Source organism: Microbacterium testaceum (genome assembly GCF_006539145.1).
Lineage (GTDB): Bacteria > Actinomycetota > Actinomycetes > Actinomycetales > Microbacteriaceae > Microbacterium > Microbacterium testaceum.
In genome coordinates this window covers 21,702-34,360 of the sequence record NZ_BJML01000007.1, presented here as the reverse complement: position 1 = coordinate 34,360, position 12,659 = coordinate 21,702, and the positions used below count along the sequence as shown (strand labels likewise).

Genomic DNA, 12,659 nt, shown 5'->3' with positions numbered 1-12,659 from the left:
CCCATGACCATCCAGAACACCGACGTCGGTGCTGCCCGCGCACCGGGAATCTCCCCCCGCGTGCTGGCCCTCGTGGCCGACATGACCCTCGACGAGAAGCTCGCGCAGCTCGTCGGATACTGGGTCGACCAGGGCGACGAGGTCGTCGCGCCCCTGTCGGGCGAGAAGATCACCTCGGCGGCCTACACGGATGCCACGGTGCACGGCCTCGGCCACCTGACCCGGGTCTACGGCACGCGGCCCGTCGACCCGGTCGAGCGCGCCGCCTGGTTGTGGGGCGAGCAGCGCCGCCTGCAGACCGACACCCGCCTCGGCATCCCGGCTCTCGTGCACGAGGAGTGCCTGACCGGGTTCGCGGCGTGGAAGGCGGCGACCTTCCCCACGCCCCTGGCCTGGGGCGCGTCGTTCGACCCGGAGGCCGTGGAGCTCATGGCATCCGCGATCGGTCGCTCCATGCGCGAGGTGGGGGTTCACCAGGGCCTGGCTCCGGTGCTCGACGTGGTGCGCGACGCGCGGTGGGGCCGGGTCGACGAGTGCATCGCCGAGGACCCCTACGTCGTGGGCACGATCGGCACCGCGTACGTGCGCGGGCTGCAGGGGGCGGGCGTGCACGCGACGCTCAAGCACTTCGTGGGCTACTCCGCCTCACGCGCCGGCCGCAACCACGCACCCGTGTCGGCCGGTCGGCGCGAGCTGCAGGATGTCTTCCTCCCCCCGTTCGAGATGGCGGTGCGCGACGGCGGGGTGCGGAGCGTCATGAACTCGTACACCGAGATCGACGGTGTGCCCGTCGCCTCGAACCCCGAGCTGCTGACCGACCTGCTCCGCCGCCGCTGGGGCTTCGACGGCACCGTCGTCTCCGACTACTTCGCCGTGGAGTTCCTCCGATCGATGCACGGGGTCGCGGCCGACCGCGGCGAGGCCGCGCAACTCGCGCTCGAAGCGGGGATCGACGTCGAACTCCCGGGGCCCGACGCGTATCCGCACCTGGCCGAGCGGGTGGCATCCGGAGACCTCCCCGAAGCCGTCGTCGACCGCGCCGTCGCGCGGGTGCTCGCCGAGAAGGAAGATCTCGGACTCCTGGATGCCGACTTCACCGACGCCCCGACCGAGATCGACCTCGACGATGCCCAGCACCGGGCGCTGGCCCGCCGTCTCGCGGAGGAGTCGGTCGTGCTGCTGCGCAACGACGGGGTGCTGCCGCTTCGCGCGCCGGGACGGATCGCGGTGATCGGCCCGAACGCCGACAGCACCGACGCCCTCATGGGCTGTTACTCGTTCGCGAACCACGTACTCGCGCACCACCCGAGCTTCCCGCTCGGCTTCTCGCTGCCGACCGTGCGCGAGGCCTTGGTCGAGCGCTTCGGCGAGGTGGCGTACGCGGAAGGATGCGCCGTGGAGGGCTCGGACCTCTCGGGGCTGGATGCCGCCGCCGCCCTCGCCCGCGAGGCCGAGGTCGCGATCGTCGTCGTCGGCGACCGTGCCGGGCTCTTCGGTCGCGGAACCGTCGGCGAGGGCAACGACGCCGACTCGCTCGACCTGCCGGGCGTGCAGCGCCAACTCGTCGAGGCGGTCGTGGCGACGGGAACCCCCGTCGTGCTCGTCCTGCTGACGGGGCGCCCCTACGCTCTGGATTGGGCGCTCGACACCGCAGGCGGTCCCGCCGCGGTGTTGCAGGCGTTCTTCCCCGGCGAGGAGGGCGCGCCGGCGCTCGCTGCCCTCGTGGCGGGGGATGCCACCCCCTCGGGCCGTCTGCCCGTCTCGCTCCCCCGTTCGGCCGGCGCGCAGCCGTACTCGTACCTGCACCCGCTGCTCGGCGGGCCGTCGGGGGTCACGAGCACCGACTCGACGCCCGTGCGTCCGTTCGGGTTCGGGCTGTCGTACACGTCGTTCGAGCGCGGGGGGTTGACGGTGGACGGGGTCGCGGCGGCCGCAGCTGCCGGTGGCGCCGGTGTGCCGGCATCCGGAGCTTCTGTCGAGGTGCGCGCCGGTGACGCGTTCACCGTGTCGGCGCGCGTGATGAACACCGGAGACCGGCACGGGGCGGATGTCGTGCAGGTGTACGCGCACCGCGCGGTGGCCAGCGTCACACGCCCGGTGGCGCAGCTCGTAGCGTACGCGCGGGTCGAGCTCGCGCCCGGCGAAAGCGCCGAGGTGCGCTTCACCGTGCCCGCCTCGCGCCTGGCCTACAGCGACCGTTCGATGCGGCGCGTCGTCGAGGCGGGCGAGGTGGAGCTGCGGCTCGGGTCCTCGTGCGCCGACATCGACGAGGCGGTGGCGCTGCGGATCGTCGGGCCGACGTACGAGCTGGGCGTCGAGGACGCGCGGATCGTCGAGGTCGAGGTGCGGCGGGGCTGACGGCGCGGGCGGGGTGCGAGACAGACCACCGCATCGGCTCTCGCGCCGGTTTTCACACCTGCTCGGAACCGCGCGGCGAGCAGTGGCGGCCGGTGACGCACGCAGCCCCGCGCTTCAGCTGGTGCTGTCGAGGATGAGTCGTGTCGCTTCGTGGGGAACGTCCCACTGCGGAAAGTGGCCGCATCGTTCGAACCAGTGCAGCGAAGCGTCCGGGAACAGGTGGGTGGCGCGATCGGCCTGTTTGGGCACGGTCACCAGGTCGCGCCGACCCCACCCGATCGTGACCCGGCCGGGTACCGTGCCCGCGGGGGCGCCCTGTTGCAGGGGGCCCTTGGTGAGGGCATTCATGGCGGCTCCGACCGAGGGGGAATCGGCCAGTCCGCGCACGTCCGGCAGCACCGTTTCCCGCGAAAGGACCCACGGTCGCGCTGACAATTGCGCCAGAAGCACCGTCCGTCCGACGGGGTTACTGAGCAAGGCGGGCAGAACGCCGCGCAATGCGCGAACCAGCACGATCGACGGCCGCAGCGTGGCGGCGAAGACAGCGCGCTCGCGGGGACTCCAGAACCCGCCAGGGTCCAAAGCGACGCTGTCCCCGCCCACTCCGCGCCGCGCAAGCTCGAGCACGATTCGGCCGCCCATCGACTGCCCGACGGTTGAGACCCCCTCCAGTCCCTGCTCGCGGATGAAGTCCGCGACGGCGTCGGCCAGCGTGGCAATCGAGACGTCACCGGACAGCGGCGGTGTCTCACCGAATCCCGGCAGGTCGACGGCGATGACCTCTCGGTGCCGGGCCAGCTCATCGAGGATCGGAGTCCAGGATCGCCAGCCTGCGCCCAGGCCGTGCACCAGCAGCAGTGGGCTGCCACTCCCGCGTCGAACATGATTCAGCGTCATGTTCGCAACGCTAACCCGGGTACTTTTCGAGCGCTCGGCGACTCGGACGATTGCGTCGGTCAGCATCGAGGCGTATAAGAGGGAGCTGCGTTTTCCCAGCGAGCGCCACGGTCACTACGGTGCCGCCCGGCGTGGGCGCCGGGGTCGGGTTTTCACGGCCGGCGGGATGCCAAGAAGTCAGCCGTCGCGTTCAGGAGCCGGTCGGCGTCGTCCCGCGTGTTGTATGGCGCGAGGCCGACACGGAGAGCACCACCATCGCCGAGTCCGAGTCGTCGTGAGGCCTCGATGGCGTAGAAGTGACTGGCCGGGGCATTGATGTAGCGGCTGGCGAGAAAACGGGCGCGTTCCTGATCGCGACCGCACGCGACCGAGACGAACAGGGTCGGAGACCGACGCGCGGCACGCGAGTGTACGGTGAGGTCGTCAAAGGCGGCGAAGCCGGTCTCGATGACTTCTCGCAGATCGGTCTCGTGCTCGTCGATCGCTTCGATCGCTCGGACGAGGCGTTCGCGGCGGGTTCCCTCGGGGCCGCCGATCGCGGCGATGAAATCGACGGCGGCAGTCGTGCCGGCCATCAGCTCATAGGGCAAGGTGCCGAGCTCCCGGCGGCGACTCGGGTGAACGACCCGGGCCTGGGCGGGGACAGCCAGCACGAGAAGGCCTCCCGGGTTCTCCCCCACGGTTCGGGGAGCAGGGTCTCCTTCGAGCTGAACGCCACCCCGCAAGAGACCGACGAGGTGCCGCGAGAGCGGCGACCGTCTCTCTCGTCCCACGCAGGAGAGCCGTCGCCGCCAGAACCACCGCCGTCAACGGCGAACGACACGGCCGAGACGGCGCGTTAGCGTGGATCCACGTCGTCGACGCCGCGAGAGGACCGCTTTGCTCCACAACGAGACCACTCCCCCGGCATTCGCCGCGCGCCCGGAGCACGTGAACGTCGACCAAGACGCCGTCGTCGGCAACCCGGCATCCCGCGTCCACCCCGACCACGACGACGCTCGCGCCGACCCGTGGTCGATCGATCTGGAGCGCATCCAGTTCTCGCCGTACTTCTCGCGGCTGTCGGCCGTCACGCAGGTCGTGTCGCCCTCGATCGGCGGGGCGCCCGTGCACAACCGACTCACCCACACGCTCAAGGTCAGCGCGATCGCGCGCGTCGTCGCCCAGCAGCTCAACACCCGTTCGCGGCAGGCCGGCGAGGGCGACGTCTGCAACGCCACGGTCGTCGAGGCGGCCTCGTACGCCCACGACCTCGGCCACCCGCCGTTCGGCCACCTCGGCGAATCCACCCTCGACCGCCTCGCGCGCGACGAGCTGGGCCTGACCGACGGGTTCGAAGGCAACGCCCAGACCTATCGCATCCTCACCGCCCTCGACGTGGTCGAGAACGCCCCTCGGGGACTCAACCTCACCGCCGCCGTGCGCGCCGCGTCGGCGAAGTACCCGTGGGCACCGTCGGTCGAGGCGGCCGACGTCGAGCGGATCGGCCCGCCCCGTGGCATCCGCCGCTCCGCCGACGGCGCGTATCGGGTGCATAAGTACTCGGCGTACGACCTCGATCTCGCCGACCTGGCCGCCGCCCGGGAGGGGGTGGATGCCGCGCCCCTGCGCCAGAGCATCGAGGGAGCCGTGATGGACCTCGCCGACGACATCGCGTACTCGGTGCACGACGTCGACGATTTCTACCGGGCGGGGATCCTGGACCACGCGCCCATCGCGGCGGAGTTCCGCGGCTGGCTCGACGACGTGCTCGAGTGGCGCGACCGCGACGACGCCGAGGTGCGGGCCGAGCTCATGCCCGGGGCGGGCCTGGAGCGCCTGCGCCGCAAGATGCGCCGCGACGACCCGTGGATCGCCGACGACGAGGCCTTCCTCGACGCCGTCAGCGACGTGGATGCCGAGATGGTCACCGACCTGCTCGCCCGCCCCTTCGACGGCTCGCTGACGGCCGAGCGCCGGCTCGCGGCCTTCACCGATCGGTGGATCCGCCGGTTCCAGGAGTCGGCGCGGCTGCGGCCCCTCGACACCCCCCGAGCGGGGCCGGTCGTGCTGTCGCCCTGGGCCTGGCACCACGTCGAGGTGCTGAAGTTCGTGCACAAGCGCTTCGTGCTGAGCCGCCCCGACCTGGCGATCCAGCAGCGCGGGATGAGTCGCATCCTCGCCCGCTCGGTGCGGGCACTGGGCGAATGGCTCGACGACGACCTCGACCGCGCTCGCACGCCCCGCCGCTTGCGGGAGCTCATCTCCCTGGCCCGTGAGCAGTACGCGACCCTGCCCGCCGAGCGTCGACCCTCGGATGCCGAGGCCGAGACGCTCGCGCGATCCCGCGGGATCGTCGACTACGTGGCATCCCTCACCGATTCGCAGGCGTTCGCGCTGTCGGAGGCGATCTCGGGGCGCGCGGACCGGCTCTGGGCGCTGGGGCAACGGCTGTAGGCCGGGGCCCTTCCCCGTGTCCCGAGATGTGCGGCGGCAGCGATGGAAGGTGCACGAAGTGGGACACCACCGCACTGACTTCGCGCAGCGACACACGCCAGCGGATGCCACGGCAGCCGTGTCCCCACATGCGCAGCCGGACGCCACGAAAGTTGCACAAAGTGGGACATCTCGCGCGAGCGGACCGCGTGCGCGAGCTCAGGGAATGAGACGCGCCGCCCGGTACCGCTCGAACAGGCGCGAGAACGAGTCCCGCGTGCGGTGATGCTCGACGAAGCCCGCCAGGCGGCTCTTCGACATGTCGGTCATCACTTCGATGTCGCGTCCGAGATCGGCATCCGTGTGCCACCACGAAGCGACACGCGCAAGGTCCGGCTCGACGAGACCGTGCTTCTCGACGATCTCGGCCCACACCGGCGCCGCATCCGCCATCTGCTGCTCGAACGGTCGAGGCGCGGTGTCGAAGCCCTCGGCCTCCACACCGAGGTCCGACGCGATGCGCGGCCACATCCAGCGCCAGCGGAACACGTCGCCGTTGGCCGTGTTGAAGGCCTCGTCGGCGCCCTCGGGGTGTGTGGCCGCCCACGCCATCTGGCTCGCGAGCAGATCGGCGTCGGTCACGTCGGTCAGGCCGTTCCACTGCGTCTCGCTGCCGGGGAAGACGAGCGGGCGACCGGTGTGGCGGCTGATCGCCGCGGCCACGGCGATGGTGAGGCCCATGTTCATCGCGTTGCCCACCGCGTGCCCGAGCACGGTGTGCGAGCGGTGCACCGACCAGGTGAAGCCCTGGCGCTTCGCCGCGGCGAAGAGCTCATCCTCTTGCGCGTAATAGAAGTTGTCGACGTCGAGCCGCGGCTCGTCCTCGTGGAACGGGGTGTCGGGCATCTCGCCCTGACCGTAGGCCTCGAAGGGCCCGAGGTAGTGCTTCAGCCCGGTCATCAGAGCGACGTGCCGCACCGGCGCCTCGGCGAGCGCGGCGAGCAGGTCGCGGACCATGCCGCCGTTGACGGCGATGTTCTCGGCCTCGGTCTCCTGCCGTGACCACGCGGTGAAGAAGACGTGCGTGACGGGGACGCCCCGCAGGGTCGAGGTCAGCGCGTCGCGCGAGCGCAGGTCGGCCGATCGCCACGTCACTCCCGGCCGCGCCGGGCCGGGCCGCCGCGACAACGCCGTCACCTCCCAGCCGTCGTCGACCAGTCGATCGAGCAGGGCGCCGCCGGCGATACCGGTCGCGCCCACCACGAGGGCATGTGAAGAGTCAGTCAAGAGGAAAGTTCCCATCGATCGAGGTGAACGAGGGGCAACCACGGGTGTTCGGCGGGTATTCCTCGGTACGGGGTTCCGTTCCGCGAGCGACCGCGCGACCCTGGAGTGATGCAGTCCACCCACCCGATCCCGGGAGACCCCTGGCCGCACGACATGATCCTGGCCATCGAGGACGACCCGCACGAAGCGATCGAGATGCTCTGGGTCCGCGAGGCTTTCGCGCTCGAGGTCGCCGGCGACGTTCCGCCGCCGCTGATCGACACTCCCGCCCCGGCCGCGCGAACGCTCGGCGAGACCGAGCGTGCTCGATGGCAGTCCGCCTGGCCCGCTCTCTGGGCTCGGGTCGTCGCACACGCGGGGCGCCCGACCGACTCCCCCGCCATGGACAGGCTCATGCGGCAGGATCTGCCGCCCGAGGAACGCGCGGCCCTGCTCGCCGAGGTCACCGGCCCCTCGTGGCGCGAGGAATTCGGCGACAGCGTCTTCGACGATCCGTCGTTCCACGACGCGCGGGACCGCGCATCCGACGCGCGGCGTTCGGCACGGCCGCACTCGTTCGCCGACATCCCCGAACGCCGCGATGTCGAGGCTCTCGTCCCCGCCTGGCGGCAGGGCCTCGTGCGGATCGTGGTCATCCCGTGTCGGGGAGCGTACGCCCGGTCCCTCGGCGCGACGGGCCTTCTCGTCACCCCCGGGGTTCGTGCCGACTCGTCCGCCTACCGCGTCGCGCTGACGTCCTTCGCGCCGACGGCGGCGTCTTGATCGGTCGCCTGACGCCGCGACCCCGGATGCCACGGCACCCATGTCCCGAAAAAGGCGGCCTCAGCACCCCGCAGGCCGCACAACTTGGGACACGACCCCACCGAAACCGGGACACGGCCCCCACCACCGGATACCACGGCACCCATGTCCCAATAAAGGCGGCCTCAGCACCCCGCAAGCCGCACAACCTGGGACACCACCCCACCCAAACCGGGACACGGCCCCCACCACCGGATACCACGACACCCATGTCCCGAAAAAGGCGGCCTCAACACCCCGCAGGCCGCACAACCTGGGACACCACCCCACCCAAACCGGGACACGCCCCTCAGGCGCAGATGCCACGGCACCCCCCGCACCAAAAGTGCCCCGGATCCCGGGCAGCCCACCGCCACCAGGGATCCGGGGCACGGTCCGCTCGCCGAGGCGGTAAGGGGCACCTCGGCGAGCGGGGCGCGTTCCGAGCGAACGGAAAGCGCACGTGCCGCACCGCCCCGGGGCATCACGCTCCCGGGGCGGCGGGGGTCTTACAGGCCCTGGGCCAGGCGGTAGTACGCCTGGTTCCAGCGCAGCTCGCTCTGGAAACCGCGGACCGTGGTGTCGTCGTCGATGACGACGAGCTCGGTCTTGGCGATCTCGGCGAAGTCGCGGAACACCTCGATGCCCACGGCCGTCGTCATGACGGTGTGGTGCGCGGCACCCGCGGCGAGCCAGCAGCCGGCGGAGGTCGCGAAGTCGGGGGCGGGCTTCCACACCGCGCGGCCCACGGGCAGCTTCGGCAGGTCGGGGGCGTCCACGTTCTCGACGACGTTGGCCACGAGGCGGAAACGGTCGCGCATGTCGCTCATCGCGACGACGAGGGCGGGGCCGGCGTCGGCGGTGAAGACCAGGCGCACCGGGTCGTCCTTGCCGCCGATGCCCAGCTCGTGGATCTCGAGGCGCGGCTTCTTCGTGGTCAGCGAGGGCGAGACCTCGAGCATGTGCGCACCGAGGATGCGCTCCGACCCGGGCACCAGGTCATAGGTGTAGTCCTCCATGAGCGAGGCGCCGCCGGGCAGGCCCGCACCCATGACGTTGGCGACGCGCACGAGGATCGCCGTCTTCCAGTCACCCTCGGCGCCGAAGCCGTAGCCCTCGGCCATGAGGCGCTGCACCGCGAGACCGGGAAGCTGCTTCAGCGCGCCCAGGTCTTCGAAAGAGGTGGTGAAGGCGCCGAAGCCGCCCTCCTCGAGGAACGAGCGCAGGCCCAGCTCGATCGCCGCGCCGTCGCGCAGCGACTGATGACGCGCGCCGCCCGGGAGCAGTTCGTCGACGACGTCGTAGCTGTCGACGTACTCCTGCACGAGGGCGTCGATGTCGGCATCCGATGCCCGCTCGACGGCCTCGACGAGCTCGTTGACGCCCCACGTGTTGACCTGCACGCCGAAGCGCAGTTCGGCCTCGGTCTTGTCGCCCTCGGTGACGGCGACGAAGCGCATGTTGTCACCGAAGCGGGCGAGCTTGAGGGTGCGGGCGGCGGTCCAACCGGCGGCGGCGCGCTCCCAGTCCTCGATCTGCTGGCGTACGGCCGGGTTCGACACGTGGCCGACGACGGTCTTGCGCGACACACCCAGGCGCGTCTGGATATACCCGAACTCGCGGTCGCCGTGGGCGGCCTGGTTGAGGTTCATGAAGTCGAAGTCGATGTCGTTCCACGGCAGCTCGACGTTGGCCTGCGTGTGCAGGTGCAGCAGCGGCTTCTGCAGCGCGTCGAGGCCGGCGATCCACATCTTCGCGGGGCTGAACGTGTGCATCCACGCGATCACGCCGATGACGTCGTCGCGACCGTTGATCTCGAGAGCCATGCGGCGGATGCTGTCGGAGTCCTTCAGCACGGGCTTCCAGACGACCTTCACCGGCAGGCCGTTCAGGCCCTCGACGACGGCCTGCGACTGCTCGGCGACCTGCTTCAGCGTCTCTTCGCCGTAGAGGTTCTGGCTGCCGGTGACGAACCAGACCTCGTAGCCGTCGAGGTCGTTCTTGAGGGGAGAGCGGGTCATGACTGTTCCTTTTCGAGTGATCAGAGGGATGCCACGGCGGCGGCCTCGACGGCGAGTCCGGCGCGGTAGCGGTCGAGGTAGGTCGAGAATCCGGCGACGTCGGCCGGGTCGGGGTCGGCGGTGACGATCGGCGCGTCGGCGAAGATCGCCTCGCGCAGGTAGGTGTCGAGATCGCGGCCCTGGCCGTCGACGACGTAGGCCGCGAGCACGGCGATGCCCCACGCGCCGCCCTCGGATGCCGTCTCGGCGACCGCGACGGGAGCGTCGAGGGCTGCCGCGAGGAAGCGCTGGGCGACACCGGCCGTGCGGAACATGCCGCCGTGCGCGTACATCCGGTCGAGCTGCACGCCCTCGCCGTGGAGCACGTCCATGCCGAGCGCGAGCGTGCCGAAGACGCCGTACAGCTGCGCGCGCATGAAGTTCGGAAGCGTCAGGCGGCTGTCGGGCGTGCGCACGACGAGCGGTCGACCCTCGTCGAGACCCGCGATGGGCTCACCGGCGAGGTGGTTGTAGGCCAGCAGTCCCCCCGCGTCGGGCTCGCCGTTCAGGGCCGCTTCGAACAGCGCCGCGTACGTGGCATCCGGGGTCACGGGTGTGCCCGCCGCAGCAGAGAACGCGGTGAACATGTTGGCCCACGCGGCCAGCTCGCTCGCGCCGTTGTTGCAGTGCACCATCGCGACCGCGTCGCCCGAGGGCGTCGTGACGAGGTCGAGTTCGTGGTGCACCTCGCTGAGCGGGCGCTCGAGCACGACCATCGCGAAGATGCTCGTGCCGGCGCTGACGTTGCCCGTGCGGGGGGCGACGGCGCAGGTGGCGACCATGCCGGTGCCCGCGTCGCCCTCGGGAGGTGCGAACGGGATGCCGGGACGCAGGGTTCCACTCGGGTCGAGGAGCTGAGCCCCCTCGTCGGTCAGGTTCCCGGCGGAGGTGCCGGCGACGAGCGACTGCGGCAGCAGGTCTTTCAGCGCCGGGACGCGGCCTGCGGCCACGTGGTCGTAGCGGGCGACGAGCTCGGCGTCGTAGTCGCGGGTGGCGGAGTCGATGGGGAACATGCCCGAGGCATCGCCCACGCCGAGCACCTTCTCACCGGTGAGCTTCCAGTGGACGTAACCCGCGAGGGTCGTGAGGAAGCGGATCTCGGGCACGTGGGGCTCGGCGTCGACGACGGCCTGGTGCAGGTGGGCGATCGACCAGCGGAGCGGGATGTTCACGCCCAGCAGCTCGGTGAGCTCGGCGGCCGCGACCCCGGTGTTGGTGTTTCGCCACGTGCGGAAGGGCGCGAGCAGCTCGCCGTCGGCATCGAACGCGAGGTAGCCGTGCATCATCGCCGACACCCCCATCGCGGCGTACCGCTCGGGGGTGACGCCGTACTTCTGCCGCACGTCGGCGACCAGCTCGACGTACGCGGCCTGCAGGCCCGACCACACGGCATCCAGGGAGTAGGTCCAGAGCTTGTCGGCGTAGACGTTCTCCCACTCGTGGGAGCCGACCGCGAGCACCTCGGCGTCGGGGCCGATGAGGCACGCCTTGATGCGGGTGGAGCCGAGCTCGATGCCGAGCGAGGCGCGGCCTTCTTCGACCAGGGCGGTGATGTGGGCGTTCATCGGCGGTCGTCCGTGCTCTGTCCGTAGACGTTCTGGTAGCGGTTGTAGAGGGCGTCGATCTTGTCCTGCGGGATCGGGATGAGCGGGCCGGCCTCACGCGCGATGTGCACGGTGCGCGCGACGTCTTCGAGCATGACGGCGGCCTTGACGGCGTCTTTCGCGTTCGTGCCGATCGTGAAGGGACCGTGGTTCTGCATGATCACGCCGCGCGAGCGGTGGCCGCGCAGGGTCTCGACGATGCCGCGACCGATCGAGTCGTCGCCGATGATCGCGAAGGGGCCGACAGGGATGGGACCGCCGAACTCGTCGGCCATGGCCGTGATGACGCAGGGGATCTCTTCGCCACGTGCCGCCCAGGCGACGCCGTAGGTGGAGTGCGTGTGCACGACGCCGCCGACCTCGGGCATGTTGCGGTAGACGTAGGCGTGCGCCGCGGTGTCGCTCGAGGGGCTGCGTTCGGAGCCGGGGGTGCCGGGGATGGCGTTGCCGTCGAGGTCGCAGAGGATCATGTTCTCGGGCGCGAGATCGTCGTACGAGACGCCGGAGGGCTTGATCACGAACAGGTCGGCGCCGGGCACGCGACCCGAGACGTTGCCGCCGGTCCAGACGATGAGGTTGTAGCGCACGAGCTCGGCGTGCAGTTTCGCGACGTCGGCGCGGACGGCGTCGATCGCCTCCTGCACCTCGGGCGCGAACGTGGCGGCATCGGACACGCGTGTCTCCTTCGACGGGGTTCGGGGTGGGCGCGGCGCCCTCGATCCGTAATGTTACCGGTAACATCGCGGCGCCGCGAGGGCGCTTTTCGCGGGTTGCCGCCCCGCGCGCACCGAGATCACACGATCTCGAGGCGCCGTTGGGCCGGGTGCGGGGCGAAGGGCGGGCGGGGGTTCGGCGGCGTCGCGGCGCGGCGGGGTGTGCGGGGGGTCGGCGGCGTCGCGGCGCGGCGGGATGTGCGAAACTCCGGAGTTTCCGGCCCTCCAGGTGGATCCAGTCGGGGCGGGGAGGCAGATCAGGGCGCTTTTTCAGGAGTTTCGCACGGCCCGGCGCCGCGCCAGCCCCGGACGCCGGGACCCTGCGCACGCGTCACGGCCCGCCGCCGCGCCAGCCCCCCGTGCGCCGCGCGCCGCCCACGCCCGCGTCACAGCCCGGCGCCGCGCCAGCCCGCGCGCCGCGCGAGCCTGCGCCCGCGTCACAGCCCGCCGCCGCGCCAGCCCCGGGCGCCGGGACCCTGCGCACGCGTCACGGCCCGCCGCCGCGCCGACCTTCGGCGCCGCCGGCCCGCAGCCGCGTCGCTGCC

General features: G+C 71.3%; 9 protein-coding genes. 3 read left to right on the top strand and 6 right to left on the bottom strand.

Features of this window, described 5'->3' with window-relative positions; genetic code table 11:
• Window positions 1-3: 3 nt before the first annotated feature.
• Window positions 4-2,358 (top strand): beta-xylosidase/alpha-l-arabinosidase, encoded by a 2,355-nt coding sequence (locus MTE01_RS10985; RefSeq protein ID WP_141377502.1) that lies wholly within the window; start codon window positions 4-6, stop codon window positions 2,356-2,358.
• A 114-nt stretch (window positions 2,359-2,472) separates the two neighbouring features.
• Here the strand turns inward: MTE01_RS10985 and MTE01_RS10980 are convergent, their stop codons facing one another.
• Both MTE01_RS10980 and MTE01_RS10975 read right to left on the bottom strand, forming a co-directional pair.
• Window positions 2,473-3,255 carry an alpha/beta fold hydrolase gene (locus MTE01_RS10980; protein WP_141377500.1) on the bottom strand — a complete coding sequence of 261 codons (783 nt, stop codon included), beginning with the start codon at window positions 3,253-3,255 and terminating at the stop codon, window positions 2,473-2,475.
• Between the two features lie 152 nt (window positions 3,256-3,407).
• On the bottom strand, window positions 3,408-3,908 hold the full coding sequence (locus MTE01_RS10975; protein WP_218026355.1) for an aminotransferase class V-fold PLP-dependent enzyme: 501 nt from the start codon (window positions 3,906-3,908) through the stop codon (window positions 3,408-3,410).
• Window positions 3,909-4,134: 226 nt separating this feature from the next.
• Here MTE01_RS10975 and MTE01_RS10970 point away from each other — a divergent pair, with 226 nt between their 5' ends.
• Window positions 4,135-5,691: a deoxyguanosinetriphosphate triphosphohydrolase family protein gene (locus tag MTE01_RS10970; protein ID WP_246078256.1), complete on the top strand. Its 1,557-nt coding sequence runs from the start codon at window positions 4,135-4,137 to the stop codon at window positions 5,689-5,691.
• A 198-nt stretch (window positions 5,692-5,889) separates the two neighbouring features.
• Here the strand turns inward: MTE01_RS10970 and MTE01_RS10965 are convergent, their stop codons facing one another.
• Complete coding sequence (locus MTE01_RS10965; protein WP_141377496.1) at window positions 5,890-6,972, bottom strand: SDR family oxidoreductase; 1,083 nt, start codon at window positions 6,970-6,972, stop codon at window positions 5,890-5,892.
• Window positions 6,973-7,065: 93 nt separating this feature from the next.
• Here MTE01_RS10965 and MTE01_RS10960 point away from each other — a divergent pair, with 93 nt between their 5' ends.
• The gene (locus MTE01_RS10960; RefSeq protein ID WP_141377494.1) at window positions 7,066-7,719 is read left to right on the top strand and encodes a hypothetical protein; all 654 of its coding nucleotides are present in this window, start codon (window positions 7,066-7,068) and stop codon (window positions 7,717-7,719) included.
• Window positions 7,720-8,246: 527 nt separating this feature from the next.
• Here the strand turns inward: MTE01_RS10960 and araA are convergent.
• The 3 genes from araA to MTE01_RS10945 are packed head-to-tail and all read right to left on the bottom strand — an operon-like array spanning window position 8,247 to window position 12,075.
• Window positions 8,247-9,758, bottom strand: coding sequence for an L-arabinose isomerase (gene araA / locus MTE01_RS10955; RefSeq protein ID WP_141377492.1), 1,512 nt, complete (start codon window positions 9,756-9,758; stop codon window positions 8,247-8,249).
• Window positions 9,759-9,778: 20 nt separating this feature from the next.
• Complete coding sequence (locus MTE01_RS10950; RefSeq protein WP_141377490.1) at window positions 9,779-11,362, bottom strand: xylulokinase; 1,584 nt, start codon at window positions 11,360-11,362, stop codon at window positions 9,779-9,781.
• Window positions 11,359-12,075: an L-ribulose-5-phosphate 4-epimerase gene (locus MTE01_RS10945; RefSeq protein WP_056224118.1), complete on the bottom strand. Its 717-nt coding sequence runs from the start codon at window positions 12,073-12,075 to the stop codon at window positions 11,359-11,361. Before MTE01_RS10945 ends, MTE01_RS10950 begins: the two co-directional genes overlap by 4 nt.
• Between the last annotated feature and the right edge of the window lie 584 nt (window positions 12,076-12,659).

What these genes read in the sequence shown, in the direction of transcription:
- MTE01_RS10985 (WP_141377502.1), top strand. Translation starts at nt 4, where the DNA reads ATGACCATCCAGAACACCGACGTCGGTGCTGCCCGCGCACCGGGAATC.
- MTE01_RS10980 (WP_141377500.1), bottom strand. Translation starts at nt 3,255, where the DNA reads ATGACGCTGAATCATGTTCGACGCGGGAGTGGCAGCCCACTGCTGCTG.
- MTE01_RS10965 (WP_141377496.1), bottom strand. Translation starts at nt 6,972, where the DNA reads ATGGGAACTTTCCTCTTGACTGACTCTTCACATGCCCTCGTGGTGGGC.
- MTE01_RS10960 (WP_141377494.1), top strand. Translation starts at nt 7,066, where the DNA reads ATGCAGTCCACCCACCCGATCCCGGGAGACCCCTGGCCGCACGACATG.
- araA (WP_141377492.1), bottom strand. Translation starts at nt 9,758, where the DNA reads ATGACCCGCTCTCCCCTCAAGAACGACCTCGACGGCTACGAGGTCTGG.
- MTE01_RS10950 (WP_141377490.1), bottom strand. Translation starts at nt 11,362, where the DNA reads ATGAACGCCCACATCACCGCCCTGGTCGAAGAAGGCCGCGCCTCGCTC.